The sequence below is a fragment of the Ruegeria sp. YTSC199 genome (genome assembly GCF_059609725.1).
The window spans coordinates 1-16,910 of record NZ_JBXWMF010000035.1; the positions used below are offsets into that span (position 1 = coordinate 1).

12 protein-coding genes and 2 pseudogenes are annotated in these 16,910 nt (G+C 53.5%); 9 read left to right on the forward strand and 5 right to left on the reverse strand.

Annotated elements, in window-relative coordinates; translation table 11 throughout:
- The first annotated feature begins 467 nt into the window (after positions 1-467).
- Complete coding sequence (locus AC2FEE_RS22875; RefSeq protein WP_496867734.1) at positions 468-968, forward strand: hypothetical protein; 501 nt, start codon at positions 468-470, stop codon at positions 966-968.
- An 11-nt stretch (positions 969-979) separates the two neighbouring features.
- On the opposite strand, the gene AC2FEE_RS22880 is transcribed toward AC2FEE_RS22875, so the two are convergent.
- Positions 980-3,622: an AsmA family protein gene (locus AC2FEE_RS22880; protein ID WP_496867736.1), complete on the reverse strand. Its 2,643-nt coding sequence runs from the start codon at positions 3,620-3,622 to the stop codon at positions 980-982.
- Between the two features lie 418 nt (positions 3,623-4,040).
- Between AC2FEE_RS22880 and AC2FEE_RS22885 the strand changes: the two genes are divergently transcribed.
- Positions 4,041-4,442: a hypothetical protein gene (locus tag AC2FEE_RS22885; RefSeq protein ID WP_496867738.1), complete on the forward strand. Its 402-nt coding sequence runs from the start codon at positions 4,041-4,043 to the stop codon at positions 4,440-4,442.
- Here AC2FEE_RS22885 and AC2FEE_RS22890 read toward each other — a convergent pair.
- Positions 4,426-5,182: pseudogene (locus AC2FEE_RS22890) on the reverse strand (IS5 family transposase). The gene AC2FEE_RS22885 and the pseudogene AC2FEE_RS22890 overlap by 17 nt on opposite strands.
- 604 nt (positions 5,183-5,786) lie before the next feature.
- On the opposite strand from AC2FEE_RS22890, the gene AC2FEE_RS22895 reads away from it, so the two are divergent.
- The 3 genes and pseudogenes from AC2FEE_RS22895 (at position 5,787) to AC2FEE_RS22905 (ending at position 8,908) form a co-directional block, all read left to right on the forward strand.
- Positions 5,787-6,065 (forward strand): DUF6538 domain-containing protein, encoded by a 279-nt coding sequence (locus AC2FEE_RS22895; protein ID WP_496867740.1) that lies wholly within the window; start codon positions 5,787-5,789, stop codon positions 6,063-6,065.
- A gap of 170 nt (positions 6,066-6,235) precedes the next feature.
- On the forward strand, positions 6,236-8,146 hold the full coding sequence (locus AC2FEE_RS22900; protein WP_496867742.1) for a DUF3604 domain-containing protein: 1,911 nt from the start codon (positions 6,236-6,238) through the stop codon (positions 8,144-8,146).
- Positions 8,147-8,275: 129 nt separating this feature from the next.
- A pseudogene (locus AC2FEE_RS22905) lies at positions 8,276-8,908 on the forward strand (tyrosine-type recombinase/integrase).
- 254 nt (positions 8,909-9,162) lie between these two features.
- On the opposite strand, the gene AC2FEE_RS22910 reads toward AC2FEE_RS22905, so the two are convergent.
- Entirely contained in the window at positions 9,163-9,921 is a 759-nt protein-coding gene (locus AC2FEE_RS22910; protein WP_496867744.1) for a hypothetical protein, read from the reverse strand.
- 87 nt (positions 9,922-10,008) lie between these two features.
- Here AC2FEE_RS22910 and AC2FEE_RS22915 point away from each other — a divergent pair, with 87 nt between their 5' ends.
- From AC2FEE_RS22915 to AC2FEE_RS22930, 4 genes are all read left to right on the forward strand, one after another.
- On the forward strand, positions 10,009-10,551 hold the full coding sequence (locus tag AC2FEE_RS22915) for a MarR family winged helix-turn-helix transcriptional regulator (RefSeq protein WP_496867746.1): 543 nt from the start codon (positions 10,009-10,011) through the stop codon (positions 10,549-10,551).
- Positions 10,551-11,240: an MOSC domain-containing protein gene (locus AC2FEE_RS22920; RefSeq protein ID WP_496867748.1), complete on the forward strand. Its 690-nt coding sequence runs from the start codon at positions 10,551-10,553 to the stop codon at positions 11,238-11,240. The genes AC2FEE_RS22915 and AC2FEE_RS22920 overlap by 1 nt, the downstream gene beginning before the upstream one ends.
- Positions 11,241-11,747: 507 nt before the next feature.
- Positions 11,748-12,644 (forward strand): helix-turn-helix domain-containing protein, encoded by an 897-nt coding sequence (locus AC2FEE_RS22925; protein ID WP_496867750.1) that lies wholly within the window; start codon positions 11,748-11,750, stop codon positions 12,642-12,644.
- 223 nt (positions 12,645-12,867) lie between these two features.
- Positions 12,868-14,142: a phosphatidylserine decarboxylase family protein gene (locus AC2FEE_RS22930; protein WP_496867752.1), complete on the forward strand. Its 1,275-nt coding sequence runs from the start codon at positions 12,868-12,870 to the stop codon at positions 14,140-14,142.
- 4 nt (positions 14,143-14,146) lie between these two features.
- Here the strand turns inward: AC2FEE_RS22930 and AC2FEE_RS22935 are convergent, their stop codons facing one another.
- Both AC2FEE_RS22935 and AC2FEE_RS22940 read right to left on the reverse strand, forming a co-directional pair.
- The gene (locus tag AC2FEE_RS22935) at positions 14,147-15,664 is read right to left on the reverse strand and encodes a basic amino acid/polyamine antiporter (protein WP_496867754.1); all 1,518 of its coding nucleotides are present in this window, start codon (positions 15,662-15,664) and stop codon (positions 14,147-14,149) included.
- A gap of 895 nt (positions 15,665-16,559) precedes the next feature.
- Positions 16,560-16,904, reverse strand: coding sequence for a hypothetical protein (locus AC2FEE_RS22940; protein WP_496867756.1), 345 nt, complete (start codon positions 16,902-16,904; stop codon positions 16,560-16,562).
- Between the last annotated feature and the right edge of the window lie 6 nt (positions 16,905-16,910).

The window sequence follows — 16,910 nt, forward strand, 5'->3', positions numbered from 1 at the left end:
CTTGGCGGTTACGATGAGCCAGAAACCCTCTCTTATCAAATCGACCTAAACTGTCCCATTGGCGCTGACGTCAGACATATTGCTTCAGGCTGACAAGCGCCAAACATCTTCGCAAAACTCTGATAATTCGAGATTGACAGAAATGGGCAGAGATCTGTCGAATGCAACCGCAGCGGCCAGTTCGCACACCAATGACAGGTTAGGGCTCTTTTTCACCATTTCTTGCATCCTGCGGAAAATGACGGCTGCGAGCCCAAAGCGATCGGTAGTGTGCTAGGCGTGAATGGCGACGATGCGCAGAAAGCGGACTTTGCAAAGTTTGGCGTGCAGCCCACAACTGTCGTTGGACAAGTTCTCTGGATGCCGTCGGCGTTGGCTCAACATTCCATAAATCGAATGGTTGTATTTGATTAATCCAGCGCGATACTCTGAATGCAGCTTTATACGGAACAAGTGTGGGGCATCGAATGAACAAGTTGGCGCTGACAGCAATGGCATTGATCTCCACTGGCGCGGTGTGGGGTGCCGGTATGGAGCGATGGGGTGACTCCGGGGACTGGACAATCCTGATTGATCCCGAAAAGGGCAGCGGCTGTCTCGCGTGGAAACTCTTTGAAAATGAAATGACCGTTGAAATCGGCGCAGCACCCAATCAGGCCAGCGGCTTTTTTGCCGCTTTTAATCCGGCTTGGGTTCAAATCGAGGACGGGGCGACCGGGATTGTACAGTTCGATTTTGGTGATGCGAGATTCGAAGGCGAAGCGGTGGGTGTCTTCAAGAATGGCGTGCCCGGTGGCTACGCCTTTTTCGACAACCCGGCATTTGTAACCGAGTTTGGAGAACGCCAAAGCGTCACGATTATTGGCGAAAGCGGGGCCGAGGTTGAACTCGATCTCAGCGGATCTGCAAAAGCCATTGAGGCCGTTCTGGCGTGTCAGGCCGAACAGCCGGAACCGCTGAAGAATTAGGTCGCGACCGGCTACTGCAATTGATTAATGTCCGGCACGCACGGTTGCCTGTCGGCAGGCATTGCATCAGCGCCTTCCGGGGCCTGGTTTCTCGACCCACCCACATCCAGCTTGAACTTTGGCGACGAAAGCTGGCCCGTCACATCAAAGGGCCAGGCGCTTCTGGATAGGGGTTTACCTACGCGACGAGGCTCTGCTCTTAATGCGATGCGATCGTTCAGCCAGTCTACTTGCCCCCTGGCCACCAATTGAACCGATCCTGTTTCGATAACGATCGAGTTTGAACTGACCCGCCCAGCCTGGATATCGACCGGGGCGACCACGCAAGTGATGTCGGTGTAACCCTGCCGAAACTCTTCTGAAAACAGCCAAGGGAATATGCCCAGTCCCGCCAGCTCCAAGAGGCTGGTGCTGATATAGCCCTGCGACATCGACATAGACGCTTTGCCGCGCATCGAGTTGATGAAGGCCTTGCCCGAGGTGGTATTACCCGAAACGTTGAACTCACCGCTTAAACGTCCATAGGCCTCAATACCAATGCCCAACTCATCCAAGATTTCGCCGAATTCCCATCCTGAGGTCGATCCCGACAATGAAAGCCAATCAGGTGAGTCAATCAAATCCATCACCGCCCGCAGGCTGAAGTTTCCGCCGCCATAGGCCATTTGAAGAGGTCCGAAATCCACGGTTCCTTCTTTGGCAGACAATTGGCTGGAAACTGATGTTACGCCTTGCTGGCCTACAATCTCTTTGAATTCTATCTGTACCTCGACGTCAGCTTCTCGCAGCACGCGCTGCACATCCAGAAGATCGGCAGGTTTCCCTTTTTCCTTTGGCAACACTAAGGGCTGGACGTCTGTCTCCTTCGGTAAAACCAAAGGTTGAACTTCGGCTTCAGGTTCCTTTGTGGTCTCGCCTACCAAGCTTTTCAGTTGGTCCAGCACGGCAGTCAGGTTCTTCAGGTCGTTGAGATCGAGCCTTTCGCTCGCGATGTTGCCCCGAACAACAGTAGCGCCCTCGGGGAAATCAGCGTCTAAAGCCGCAAGAAGATGCGAAGACCCGGCTTCAAACTGGATTGCGGCATCAAAGTCCTCGCCCTGTTTGGAGGTTTCAGCATCGATAGCTAGTGCTCCGATCTCGACAGGTTGCAGATTCACTGCGGTTAGAAACTCGGCGCTGTCGTCGACGTCCAATTTCACGTCGAAATCGAGACCGGCAAGCCCTTTTAGCTCGTTGACAGATAGTGCGAGATCGAGCGCCCAGAGATCGGTCCCGTAGGTGGTCGCGTTAAACCTATTGAGAGAAACCGGACCGCCCGCATTGGATATGTTGAAATCGGCTTTGATGCCGCCGAACTGATCAACGTAACCCTCATCTAGGTTCGGCAAAATCAACTTGGCGGGCCCGTTCAGCACACCATCGAATATTACGTCCTGAAGCTGAAGCAGATCGAGGATTTCACCTTCAGCTTTCAGGACAGGCTCTTCAATTGGACCGGCTTGCAAGGCAATGCCCAGCATGGCGAGTCGGCCATCTGGCATGCGGCGAATGCTTTCGATGGATGCTGGACCAATTACGTCCAGCCCCTGTTCGAATGCATTGGTTTGAAAAAGCAGCTGCTCAAACTCGAAGGAAGCCAGGGATCCGACCATATGCATTTCAAAGCCCGTGAACTTCAGATCCTGGATACTTTTGGCTGCTGGCGGCGCCTCTCCTTCCGGATGAAGTCGCGCGTTGAAAAGCAGATCGACGCCCTGAGCGGTGTAGAGGTCATCTATTGAACCTTCAGCTTCGAGTCTCTGTCCATCCTCCAGGCTTACCGTGGTTGTAAACGCCTCGATCTTCAGGGCATCCTGAGACACGAGTTCAGCCTGCAACTGGCCATTGCCTTCCAAAACGCGTTCCAATCCAATGACATCTAGAAAATCACCGAATTCACCGGTGTCCATCTTCAATACAGCTCGATAGCCACCACCTTCGTCCTCCGAGAAAGGCTCACCATCGTAACTTACGGTCAATTCGCCAAAACTGGCGCGTGTCGTAAACGGTGCGGCGTGTGGGTAGTCGCCTTCGATTTGGAAAACCTGACCGTTGACGGAGCCGGAACCAGAGACATTCGTTCTTTTTTCATTATCCGCTTGTTCAAGAGCGAGTGACTTCAGGTCAAACACAAACGAGAAGCCTGAGACCTTGTCGTCGATGTTTAGCCCGATTGACCTAAAACTGACGTTCTTGTCGCGCAGAAAGTTCAGGATTCCACTGCTTTCGGTGTCGATCTCATCGGTACTGTCAGCGCTAGCGGCGTCTTTTTGATCATCCGCTGATATTGTTTCCTCGGAAGCTGGCTTGGGTGTTGGCCTGCCTTTTCGCCAGCTAGTTGTTCCGTCTGCGGCTGTAAGAAGATTTGCTTGGAGCCCTTCCACGACGAGATTGTCAAAATGCAGACGACCGTTGGTCAAGGCGACAATGTCCAACTCCAATTCCAACAGGTTCAATTCTACAAGAGGTGACTCCGGCATTGTCAGGCTCGGGATGACCACTCCACCGACGTAGATGTGACTAATGCGGCCAAGCGCGACGCTTACATCATCGTTCACCAAAAGGGGCCGACCAATTTGTTCCGAAAGAACTCCTTCCACAAGGTTGCGGCGCATGTCCGAGAACATCGGAGCAGCAAACAACAACCAAATAAACGCGACTGCTGCGAATGCGAGAAGTGCGACAAGCCCAATTATCCTAAATAGCCAAACCCTCATGCGCTCCCCCATCGCCGCTTTCGCCCTTAAGTCTCTGACAAGCAGATATTCGGCCCACCTAACTGAACGCCCCTTCTGAACCATATTCAGGTCGATTGGGCCGTGTCACTATTCGTCTTTGATAGCCCCGCCAGTCGCTTTTGTTCTTCCCATAAGTACATTTGCCCTATTGGTTGTAGCCTCTTTGGAAGTCTGGATTGGTCCAAAAGTCTGAACGTCATCGACCTATTGGACGCGCGTTGCTGAAAAGGTACTAAGCGCAAAATGTACAAGAAGGGCTTTTTTCATCGCCAGGTCCGGTGTCCGGGTTTTCAACTTGGGCCGGGGTTCACAGAAAGATCGCCCCGGCCAGCGTCAGCACAAGCGAGGTTATTCTTGCTGTGAAACATCGTACTTTCATCTAGTTGAGAAGATCACCGACGACGCCGACGGCATCAACAACGGTAGACAGGTCATTCGTAACTTCGAGGACTTCGCCATCGACCTGAATGTAGCGGTTTCCTTTGCCCGGCTCCTTCAGCTTCCATTTGGAAAGGTCCCCAATATCCTCGAACTCCAGATCAGATGGGAGCTTGGCACCGCGCGTGTAGCGTTTGATCTGACCAGGTGGGATAGTCTTTGGGCCTTTGCCGGGTTTGTCTTCAATCTGAATACTGACATCACCGTCCTTGCCCCCTTGTTCGGCTTTTTAGGGTCAGGACTCATAGCCAATAGATGACGGTTGCGGCGAGAGCGATGGCAGACAGGAAGACCTTCGGACATCTGTCGTATCGGGTGGCTACACGCCGCCAATCCTTCAACCTGCCGAACATGATCTCTATCCGGTTGCGCCGTTTGTAGCGACGCTTGTCGTACTTTATCGGTTTCTTCCGCTGCTGCCGGCCAGGGATGCAGGCGCGTATGCCTTTGTCTTTCAACGCTTCTCGGAACCAATCGGCGTCGTAGCCGAGATCCCCAAACAGCCAATCGACGTCCGGCAGGCTGCTCAACAATGCCCGTGCGCTAGTGTAGTCGCTGACCTGACCGGCGGTGACGAACAGGTTCAGAGGACGCCCTTGGCTGTCGCAGATGGCGTGCAGCTTTGTGTCCATGCCACCCTTGGTGCGACCGATCAGGCGTCCACGCCCCTTTTTTTGACGCCCAAACTGGTCGCGGTACGGTGGGCCTTCAGGTAGGTGGCGTCGATCATCACAGTCTTCTCTTCGCCGTGTTCGGCAGCCAGACCGGCCATCATCCGGGCGAAGATGCCTTTGTCGCTCCACCGCTTCCAACGGTTGTAGAGCGTCTTGTGTGGGCCATAGACTGAAGGGGCATCGCGCCACCTCAACCATTGCGATTAATGAATTTTATACCACTCAACACACGTCGATCATCAACGCGTGGCTTGCCGTGGGACTTGGGGAAGAAGGACTCAAGACACGCCATCTGCGCATCCGTCAGCCAGATAAAATCAGACATGTTCACCGCTCGTTTTTCGAACCGTGAATCACGCCCCTTCGCGGAAATCAATGGGTCCTGACCCTAAGGCCCTGGCCTCACCTATGGTTATTCACAGTAGGCCCCTCAAACTTCACATAATGGCGCTTATCCAACCAATAGGAGTCTCGGCTCAGGCATCCCTCGCTGATCGAACTTATGCAGCATTCAGACGAGGTCGCAGGAACTGTTGCGGCCATGTGTTGCCGAAGCAAAGTTTACTATTCATTGGAGCTAGCTTTTCTCCGGACTGCACTTGTTCGAATGCTATCTACCGTCGAAGAAGGTCACCGATACAGAAAACTGCACGCAATACCTTTTCCCTGAAAGCTCGCGAGTCTTCACTGAAAGTACGCCAGAATTTCCCTGTTTGGATGATCAGGGGTCTCGCCCACAAGTCACTGATATGGTTTCACATTTCAGGCCTGCTGTCATGAAACAACCCCGAATCGCTACCAATTCCCTGCAAAAGTCCCTGTTTTCAGGGAATTTTGGGTGAGACTGGCTAGCTACAAACTGCCCGCACAGCTACCTGTTTCAAAAAATATAGGAAAAAAAGGGCGACAGAGCCTCTTGAAAATCCGATGTGACACCGACGATCAGAAATCGACCCGGCAAACGATCGCGCAAACCCCACTGCCACGCGGCCCCCTACCTCATACGCCGCGGCCGCATTTTCTGTTTTCGAAATCGCCTGCCAAAAAAACTTTCAAAACAGGTCCCAAACCGTTTTCTTTGCCTGTCGCTGCGAACCGACCTCCCGCTCGACGCCGTGAAGCGCGCAGCCGCGCTGCTCACCGTCCTCGAGCAGATTGAGAAAGCACACATGGACGCACTGATTAAAGATTCGCTTTCCGGACTCTAACACCTCTCTCAGATGCTGCGACCGCAGCCCGCAAACCGGACTTTCACCGCGAGCGCAAAATCTGGAGGTGGTCGACTAACAGTCTGCGGAACTAGCAAACCTTCGAACTAAGTCGAAAATAAATTCCGGAGCAGAGCTGTGCTATGGTGTCTTCAATTAGGGAGGAAAAATTGTTTCGCTATGTTTTGCCAGCAGCTCTAATTCTGGGGAGCCCAGTCTTAGCTCAGGATGCAGTAAATCCGTCAGGCCTTTCCGGTCCTTCCGGTCGGCCCTATTCACCTTACGCTGAACGCGCATATCCAACTCAAGTCTATTTTGGTGACACCCACGTTCATACTGGTCTTTCCGGGGATGCTGGTGGAGGCGGTACGCGCCTCATGCCGCGTGATGCCTATCGGTTTGCGCGTGGCGAAGAAGTTGTGTCGAACACGGGGCAACCTGTAAAATTGTCGATGCCTCTCGATTTCTTCATGATTACAGATCATTCGGATGCAATGGGTGCTATCACCGACATCATCGGAGGTGCTCCCAACATCTTAGCAGATGAGCAAGGCAGATATTTCCATGAAGAATTCAACAAAGGTGGAGAAGCCGCTCTGGCGGCTGCGCTCGAGCTGACAGCGGCGTTTGCTCAAGGACAGGTTTCCCCTGCGCTTAACTATCAACCGGGCAACCCCGCGTATGCCCGTGTTTGGGACGAAATTATCGATGCCGCGGAAGAGTATAATGATCCCGGCGTGTTCAGCACCTTTATCGCCTATGAATGGACATCTCTTGTTGCAGGGAACAATTTGCACCGAAATGTGATCTTTCGCGACGGCCCTGAGCTCACAAGACAGGTACTGCCTTACACAACAACGCCACCGGTGGGCTCACCCAACCCTCGTGATCTTTGGAAGTGGTTGGAGAACTATGAGCAAACGACAGGCGGGCGTGTGCTTGCTATTCCACATAATGGGAACTTGTCTAACGGCTGGATGTTCCCGTTAGTCGATGATTTCGCGGATAGTGTGCCGTTAGATCCCGCATACGCAGAAGCGCGAAACAAATGGGAAAGACTATACGAACCAACGCAGATTAAGGGAGATGGTGAGGCCCATCCGTTCCTGTCACCTGACGATGAATTTGCCAACTTCGAAACGTGGGATTACGGCAATCTGGATGCTTCGGTTCCGAAAGAGCCAGAAATGTTGCCCGGTGAATACGCTCGATCCGGGTTGCTTCGAGGCCTGTCCCTACAAAAGACTTTGGGGGTGAATCCTTTCAAGTTTGGCTTGAGTGGGGCCAGTGACACACACACAGGTTTGACGGCTCCAGACAACGACAATTTCTTCGGGAAATTTACCGGGTATGAGCCCAGCGAAGAGCGCAGCCAACATGTCAGCAAGACCTATGCTGACGGGACTGTTGCGCTGCTTTCATCGCAATACATTACTGGCGGTCTGACAGCAGTATGGGCGCAGGAGAATTCCCGAGAAGCCATTTGGGATGCGATGCATCGGCGTGAAACCTACGCAACAACAGGGCCCAGAATGCGCGTCCGTATGTTTGGAGGATATTCTTTTACCGAAGAAGATGCCTTGCGGCGCGACTTGGCGCTTGTGGGATACACCAAAGGTGTGCCGATGGGTGGTGATCTTGCCCGCGGGGAAGGCGCACCTTCCTTTCTGGTATATGCGCTCCGTGATCCGATGGGAGCAAACCTGGATCGAATCCAGATCATAAAGGGCTGGTTAGATGCAGATGGAGAGCAACGGGAAAAAGTCTACGACGTGGCCTGGTCTGGTACCCGCGAACCAGATGCCGCTGGTAGGTTGTCATCCGTAGGCACCACAGTGGACCTTTCGATCCCCTCGTGGACCAATACAATTGGAGCCTCTGAGCTGGGAACCGTGTGGGAAGACCCGGATTTCGATCCTTCGGAAAGCGCATTCTATTATGCCCGGGTCATAGAAATTCCAACCCCTCGCTGGACGGCGTATGATGCTGTCAAATTTGGAATACAAATGCCAGATAACGTCCCAATGACGGCACAGGAACGCGCGTACACTTCGCCAATTTGGTACTCGCCACAACAGTAGTTCGATTCACGGTGTCGGTCGCTAAGGGCTCTAAGAGGACCTCGGAGCAATCGCAGCATCCTGTGGTATTGTATTGCGTCAACGTCGGGTTGTCGTTGTGGGCGGGCATGGCGGATTGGAGGGTCAGTCATGGGAACCCTAAACTTACCTGCCATTCGCGCACTTCGACCAGCCTGGAACAAAGGCCGTATCGTGGGTCAAAAGCACCCGCTGAAACCAAAACATGTCTGGGCAATCCGAGTTCGCCTCGAGCTTGCTGAAAACCATCGGGATCTTGCTCTCTTCAACTTGGCAATCGACAGCAAGCTTCGCGGCTGTGATCTGGTGAAAATGAAGGTTGTCGATATCATGTCATCGGGTCAGATCAAGGAACGCGCTTCAGTACTGCAAAACAAAACGCAGAAGCCTGTGCGCTTCGAAATTTCCGAAGGCACCCGTGCCTCTGTTGGGAAATGGATGGAAGACGAACTCATGGTCGGTTCAGAATGCCTTTTGGCCCGCCGATCCCACGAGCGATTGCACATCTCGACGCGTCAATACGCCCGGATTGTTTGAGAATGGGTCACATCTATCGGCCTTGAAGCAAGCGCCTACGGAACCCATTCAGTGAGGCGCACGAAAGTCACCCAAATCCACAAGAAAACTGGCAACCTCAGAGCGGTCCAGCTCTTGCTTGGCTATACCAAGATGGACAGTACAGTCCGGTATCTCGGCGTCGAACTTGAGGATGCCTTGGTCATCGCCGAAGCCATTGAGATATAGCGCCAATGGGTCGCCATCGCTGGCGGCCCTAAGCCGACATCCGGTCACATCAAAAATCAAACTATGGCTTCTCAAAAGCCGCCGTTTATGCACAGCGCAGCTATTAGTAAAACCCAAAGGCGTATGCGCTGGGTGAAACGGCCATCGTGGTTACCGATGACAAAGGCCGTTTTCAGATGTCGTGAAATGCGGTCTCAAAGCGAACCGCCGCCCGCAGACGATGGAGGGGCTGCAAAAACAGGCCCTCGAATGGATCAATTTATCTCGCCTGGCAGCGAGAGATCGCCTGACGCCACATCAAAGACATCGACGACACAGAGCAAAGGTGAGTGGATGTTCGCGTTCACTCGAAGGGCGGATGTTACCCCGTCATAGGCCACACCCGTAAGTTCCACATCACTGCGGAACCCAACATTAACTGTTATTTCAGGGCCGTCGAATAGCGGCGTAAAGCCCGGGCTGTCGAGGAAGATGGGGAAGCCCGGCCAGGTCGCGGGAAGTTGCGGTGTCTCGCCTTCGGGAATGTCGCGCACCGCCAAGGCGCCAGGGCCGCAGGCCTCGGTTGGGGTCAGGACAACCCAGTGACTGTGCCAGACGACGCCGTCGTTTGAAGGGTCCCCATCATTGTTTTCGTCATAGAGTGGCGTGTCATCGAAATCCGGGTGGCTGGTCGCGGCCATTGCCAGAATGCCCGTTCCGCCCTCAAAGCCAACGGCAGAGGGATCAAGAGACGTCGGCCAGACATAGGACAGCACATTCGATCCACCGACCTCGCCAATGGCTTCGGGAGTGTCCGCGCCTGCAGTGCCGTTTGTGGTCATATGGAAGGAGACGACATTGCCTTTTCTGTGCGCGTGTGCGGCCAGAATGTCGAATGACGCGAGTTTTGCACTATCCGCCCTGGACCGAATGGCGCCCTCCTGGTGGATGGCGTGATTGTGGGTGCCATCCGCCATCGTGGCGGTTCCGAGAAAGCAGGCAGCAGCAGAGAACGTGAGAAGTGAGCGTTTCATATCATGTCCTTTCACGTGGTTTCGACTCACTATTAGTATCGACTCGAAACTATTGCAATAATAATTTCGAGTCGATACAATAATATCATGACAGAAGGACCCCATATTCGCGACTTGATCAATCGACTGGCAAGGCTGGACTCGGCACAAGGCTGGATGGAGGATCTGAACCCCACGCAACGTGCTATGCTCGGCTATCTGGCGCAGGCGAACAGGTTCTCAAGAAGCCCATCCCATGTTGCTGAATACCTCGGCACGACCCGCGGCACTGCTACCCAGTCTCTGAAGTCCCTTCTTCAAAAGGGCTATGTGACAGAGCATCGTTCAGAGGTCGACAAACGCGTTATCAGTTACAATTTGACGGATACAGGGCGGGAAATGGCGTGCGTGCCTGCGCCACTTCAAACCGCTCTCGCTACGATTGGCGATGCGGAAAGACAAGTCTTACAGTGCATTCTAAAGAACTTGCTACTGGACATCGTCGCGCAAAACACAGGTCGCGAATTTGGATTATGTCGGGATTGCTCACACCATCAAGACCGTGATGGTGCACCTTACTGTGATTTGCTGAAAGTCGTACTCACGCCCGGCGAAGCCGAGCAGATTTGCCATGAGCAGGTGAGCATATAATGGATCATGACCTAGTCGCTCGGATCGACGGTCTCTTTTTTGGAAAGATCGAACATCTTTGGGACAGCCGCGCGCCGTCCGCAATTGGCAAGACCGCAGTGTCTGGCGCGCGCGAAATCAACGAAACTGGCTTTGTTGAGGACGCGCAGGCTGACCTCAAACATCATGGCGGGCGAGACAAGGCGATACATCATTATGCTTCGGATCATTACCCGAGCTGGATCACCGAGGTAGCAATCCCCGAGGGAACAGTTCCAGCAGCATTTGGCGAGAATGTTTCGACGCGAGGTTTGACCGAAGAAACACTGTGCATTGGTGATATTCTGCGACTGGGCTCCGCCGTCGTACAAATCAGTCAGGGTCGGCAACCTTGCTGGAAAGTGTCCGCACACACGGCTAACCCGCGCATGGCATACCTGTTCCAAAAGACGGGCAGAACAGGCTGGTACTATCGCGTTCTTGAGAATGGAACGGCAGGGGTTGGCGATGAGGTTCGCCTTTTGGAAAGACCACAGCCAAATTGGTCTGTCAGCCGTGTCACAGCGGCACGTTTGACGCGGCGTGTCTCCTCAGAGGATGCTGTCGTTCTGGCTAATTTGCCTGAGCTCGCCGAAGGCTGGCGAAAGGCCTTTAGCAAAATGGCTGCAGGTAATAGGGAAGAAGATACGTCTATGCGACTCAACGGCTGAAAGGCTCGGATGCGCACGGCCCAGAGCTGCCGTCCAACGATTACTTTTTATGCCGCGTTGCGGCTCGTCATTCCAGACATTCGCCGCGGGCGCAAAGCCAAGGACTCATCGAACTCATAGACTGCGCAATAAAGTTTGAGTTCGCTACTGGTTCAGTGCCGATTTGTACGGTTGAATGAAAACCATCGGCGGGGCCTGGCTGCGGGACCAGGTTCACAGCCGTAACGATTGTGTTGGCCATTGTCGAAATGCGGTTCGGGTTTACGATTGTCTTTTCTTGGCCAGAACCAGGGAAACAGAAGCTCTGTTGCACCTGGAAGCGAGGAGATACGTCGAGACATTGGCAGGGTTCCATTTGTAGTTGATATGGATCGACCCTGCACACCTCATCTCTAACCAACCGCTGACATGATCCGGACTACCCGCAAGTCATCCGCAAGTCCCTTGGCCCATTAGACCTCAACAGGCATGCTAAATCACGAAGTCCTCTAACTTTTGTGGGTCTGTATGCCAATTCAACCTTCTTTGTTTGCTGAAAAGCTACGCCGCTGGCGGTCCGACAACGTCACCCACGGTCGCATCACACAAGAGGCATTGGCAGCGTTGTTAGATGTAAGTGTAGATGCAATCGGCAAATACGAACGCTCGCTGTCGTTCATTCGAGGCGACCTAGAGAGCAGGTTGTCGGAAAGGCTGGGGTGGAGCATCGACGAGGTACTAGCTTGTCGGCTGGATTGGGAGGCGCGAAAGGGTAATTTTGTCGATTCAAAGTACCAATTGCTGGACGATGTACTGGTGGACAGGCATTTTAGTGGTTCTTACCGGGAGGCGATCTGCCACATGATCTCGACCGCGGACACGGAATTGGGTCGATTACCCGATGAGCTCGCCGCTGATAGGAGAGTTTTCCTGCCGATCTACCAAACCCACGGCGATCATTGGCAAATGGTTATCAGGGATGGTCGGATGGTCGCAAAATGGGCTCTGCTATTGCTCTTCCCTGAAGATGAAGCCGAATTTCGCGCGTGTAGACTGCGTGAATCAAATCTATCCGTCGAGCGAGTACGACAGCCTATCCTACCGGGCACTTACTTCGGCTATTGCCCAGCCTTAATTGTTAGCCGTGGTCACGAAAGTGCTGCGCCTTTGTTGTTGTCGTCCTTTGTAACCTACCTAGAACAATTGGCTCGTCGCGATATTGTTCTGCATGGACTGGGCTCAATTAGCTGTTCGCCAGGCGGAGCGCAGGTCTGTCAGAACCTGGGAATGACCCGTCTTGGCGACTACCGGCTTGGACCGGATTATGGTGTATGGGAATTGCCTGGCTCAGCGGTGTCCGCTTCGCTTTTCGGCCGGCGCAGTCCAATGCTGCGTCAGGCCTACACCCAAGCTTTTCCAAGTTAGATGCGGGTCAGAGCCGGCCTTCGGAAGGTTCACCGTATGCTGCGACAGCAGCCCGCATTACGGCCATTCACTGTAAGTGCACAGTTTATGTCGTGATAAACGTCTGGACCGCGGACACTGCAAATCTCAAGTTGTCTGCATCTAAATGGACTCCGTAGCGTCTGGACACGTAGTATCGTCAGGGTTGAAATTGACTAGAACGCAGCTGGATAAGGTGCTTACGATGACTTTGAAAGAAACTTCTGTAAACGTTCATTACAAAGTCGGCAAATGGTTGCCTTCGGATCAGGATGTGCTGGACGCTTGGTCTGCGAAAATCGCCGACAAGGCCGAGCAGGACACCGGCCCGCTTTTGCCATCTGTGCAACGGCTCAAGACTCTGATCGAGACGGATGCGAAGGCTTTTATGTTCTTTTCTCAGATGTTTCAGGAAGTGCCTGAGAGCAAGAAAACCACACCTTCGGGCAAGACGCAGGTGCGCGACTATGAACATATGCTTCGGCTGTTCAACACGATCATGACGCACGCACCCGAGTTTAATGAAAGCGGACTGGTCGGATTTCCGTTCAATGCGATCCTAGACTGGTCAATGGCCAATGTGGGCGGCTGGGCCGGGTTTCTAGATGACAAGATCGATTCGTGCCTGCGCGACATGCTGAATGAATGGGCCGTCTACTTGCAATCACCGGAAAGCAAATCGGTTTTGACTGATGATCCCAAAACTGGGTGGTTTGGGGCAGATGCGCAAAAAGCGATGCCCACCTTCAAAGAAGATTTCATTTGCGACCCGTCGCTCCCTCACTTCGGGTTTAACTCCTGGGACGATTTCTTCACGCGCCGGTTTCGCGACGGGGTCCGACCCATTGCTGCGCCCAACGACGATGCGGTTGTCGTTAACGCCTGCGAGTCCGCGCCCTATCGGGTCGCCCGAGAGGTAAAGCTGCGCGATCAGTTCTGGATCAAAGCGCAACCTTACGCGTTGCAATTCATGCTGGATAACGATCCGCTGGTTAGTCACTTTGACTCGGCCACAGTGTACCAGGCATTCCTGAGCGCGCTCAGCTATCATCGCTGGCATGCGCCGGTTTCGGGCCGGGTCGTCAAAACCCGTCGGATCGAAGGAACCTATTACTCGGAAATCATGCCGGAAGGACTGGACCCTGCTGGTCCGAATGCCTCGCAGGGTTATATTGCCGAGGTTGCCACACGCGCGTTGATATTCATTGAGGCGGACAATCCGGATATCGGCCTCATGTGTTTTGTCGGCATCGGCATGGCCGAAGTTTCAACCTGTGACATCACCGTTTGCGAAGGCCAACACGTTACTAAAGGTGACGAGATTGGCATGTTCCATTTTGGTGGTTCAACGCATTGCCTGGTCTTTCAGTCAGACGTTGATATCGAATTTGATCTGTATGGGCAGGAACCGGGACTGGACAGCACCAACATCCTGGTCAATCAACGGATTGCAACGGTTGGGCCGCGCAAACTATCCTGATCGTTCAACCCGAAAACACCTGAGGCAGCCGCCCGTCAACCAACATCCACAAAGCTACGCCTGCCAGCAGCATCAGACCTGCGGCAACCAATGCCTCGGCCCGGTCAAACGTGGTGGCAGAATCCGCGGCAGTCCGGCGCGCCCAGTAGAATACGGGCAATCCGGCCGCATAGATAATGGCGCCCGCCAGCATGAACTGGATGCCCGCCGCGTAGACCAGCCACAGACCGAAGCCTGTCGCGAGTAAGCTGGTGATCAGGGCCGTATTCCTGCTGAACTTTGCGGTACGCGGGTAATCGCCCGACCAGATCACTTTCCAAAGAAAAACGGCAGAGCCTATGTATGCCGGCAGGATAACCACGCCTGTGATCGAGAGCATCAAGTTCCATGCGTTGTCGGCGAAATAAACAACGATGACGGCTGCTTGCATGATCACGGTTGAAATTATCAGCGAATTCGACGCGATACCGGCCTGATTGGTTTTGGCAAAGAACTTCGGAAAAGTCCCGTCCTTTGCACAGACCCACGGCAGCTGCGCCACAAGCAGCGTCCAGACCAGCCAGGAGCTGAGCAAGGCGATGATTACGCCGACATTGATAAACACCTCGCCCCAATAGCCGACAAGCGACATCATGATGCCCGCAGTGGAGGGTGGGGCCAGCGCTGCAAGCTCACCCTGGGACAGCACGCCAAATGGCACCACGGAGATGAGAACAAAGATGACGGTCACGATGAAGTAACCAAGGATCGTTGCTCGGCTGACGGTTTTGGCGTCAGACTGATCGGACATCACAACGGCGCATTCGATGCCGATATACATCCAGAGTGTAACCAGCATCGTGCTTTTGATCTGGTCGAGAAGACTGCCCAAGGGTTTGTCGGCATGTTGAGTGTCCAGAATATTCCCCCAGAAATCCGCCGTGATAAGTCCCTTTCCAAACGAGACGAAAACCACCACCGCCAAGAACACAAGAACCGGCAGGAACTTGGCCACGGTCCCGATACTGTTCATAAGCGATGCACCCTTCACGCCACGCATGACGAGAAAACACAGGCCCCAGATGATCAGGGATGAACCCAGCGTGGCCTGCCAGGTATTCCCGTCCTGAAAGTAAGGCGGGAAAAAGTAATTCAGGGCGTCCATCAGCAGAACAGCATAGCTGACATTTCCGAATGCGACGGACAACCAATAACCCCAGGCAATCAGGAAACCGGCGAGCCTGCCGAAGCCGGCGCGGGCGTACATGTAGATACCCGAGGTCATCTCCGGGTGGATATCGGCCAGAACCTGAAAGCTTCGCGCGACAAAGAAGATACCCAGGCCGCTGATGAGCCAAGCAATGAGAACCGCACCCAGCGCGGCCTGTTCGGCCATGTTTTGCGGAATGTTGAAAACTCCGCCACCAAACATCGCGCTGACGACCAGCAGAGTCATGGCGAACAGACCAAGCCTCTTGGGAGCAGATGTCGGCTGAACAACTCCTTCCGATGCTTCCGAACCTCGGTTAGATTGCACTGCCATAAGTTCGATTTTCCGATCGGTCTCTAAACGTTGCTTCCCCGCTTACGTTACATAACTGTTGGAGTTTGTGTTCGATTTTTTGCTGCAATGCTTGTATGGGTTTAGGTTGATTTTTCAACGCGCGAACCAAACGAACCGGGTTCTACCATTTTTCAAGGAGGCCTCGCTTGGCATCCAAGTTCAAAAAACTGAATTTTCGGATATCCACTTCATAGCTTATTGCAAATGACCAACGGCCCAAACCTGCCCATCACTGATTAGTTAATATGCTACGCTTGCAGCCCGCACAGCTGCCGTTCGCTGCGAACGCAGAGTTTGAGAAATGACAAATGTCGCTGCGGTCGCCATTAGTTGCAAATAGAACAATACGTTGGTTTATTCCCAACGCTTGTGAACTGGCTATCCGGGGGAACTCGACCAATACATGTGTGGGTTGTTGAATTGAGACCACTCGTCTGGTAACTGGACGAACCGGAAACCCTGATACAGGAGATATCAGATATGCTGAATTGTCAGACCTCAATGCTTCGCGCGGTAGGCGCAGTAGCCCGTTAAAGCGGTCTGACAGGTTTCCGATCTGAAGGCCGCCCCGTGAGCGGCCTTTTCTGTGTTTTCCTCATGTGGCGGCTTTCCATCATTTCATGGAGAGAACAATGCCAAGCTTATCACTTTATATACCAATCAGCCGGTCGCGTGGCCTCTTACTGCAGCTAGCGGCTATCTTCGCCCGGCGACCGAGTGTGGAACGGCCTATTCTGCGAAAGAGAGCCGAGTTACCGGCTCATCTGAGGAAGGACGTCGGCCTTCCGCCGGAGGTTGTACACCCACCTCCTTCGCATTATCGGTTCCCCTTTTAAGGAACCGACCAAGCAAGGGCAGCTTGCTGCCCTTGCTCTTAACAATCGCTCCGTGTCCAGAGTGATGCGTATCCTCCTTCCGCGCGATAAACGAACCCTGCGGCTTGCAGTTCCTTTAGACGATTGTTCAAGGCCGCCGGAGAGATCGTTTCGCACTCGTCCTGCAACCTGCGAAGACCAAGGTCGGCTGGTCCTAAGAAAAGCCGGCCAAACTGGAAGAAGAAGTCCTGTCCATTCATGAACGACTCAGGCCAAGTGTCGAAAGCGGCAGCGCCTTTGATAGCGCCAGCATGTCCGATGTAAAAACTGCCGTTGAAGTCGCCTCGACCATTGAAGGTTTTATAGAATAGCCAGTCCTTCTTTTTAAACCCAGTGAATTCCACTTCACG

Bases quoted from the DNA above. Each gene is read 5' to 3' on its own strand.
- AC2FEE_RS22875 (WP_496867734.1), top strand. From the start codon at position 468: ATGAACAAGTTGGCGCTGACAGCAATGGCATTGATCTCCACTGGCGCG.
- AC2FEE_RS22880 (WP_496867736.1), bottom strand. From the start codon at position 3,622: ATGCGCCGCAACCTTGTGGAAGGAGTTCTTTCGGAACAAATTGGTCGG.
- AC2FEE_RS22910 (WP_496867744.1), bottom strand. From the start codon at position 9,921: ATGAAACGCTCACTTCTCACGTTCTCTGCTGCTGCCTGCTTTCTCGGA.
- AC2FEE_RS22915 (WP_496867746.1), top strand. From the start codon at position 10,009: ATGACAGAAGGACCCCATATTCGCGACTTGATCAATCGACTGGCAAGG.
- AC2FEE_RS22920 (WP_496867748.1), top strand. From the start codon at position 10,551: ATGGATCATGACCTAGTCGCTCGGATCGACGGTCTCTTTTTTGGAAAG.
- AC2FEE_RS22925 (WP_496867750.1), top strand. From the start codon at position 11,748: ATGCCAATTCAACCTTCTTTGTTTGCTGAAAAGCTACGCCGCTGGCGG.
- AC2FEE_RS22930 (WP_496867752.1), top strand. From the start codon at position 12,868: ATGACTTTGAAAGAAACTTCTGTAAACGTTCATTACAAAGTCGGCAAA.
- AC2FEE_RS22935 (WP_496867754.1), bottom strand. From the start codon at position 15,664: ATGGCAGTGCAATCTAACCGAGGTTCGGAAGCATCGGAAGGAGTTGTT.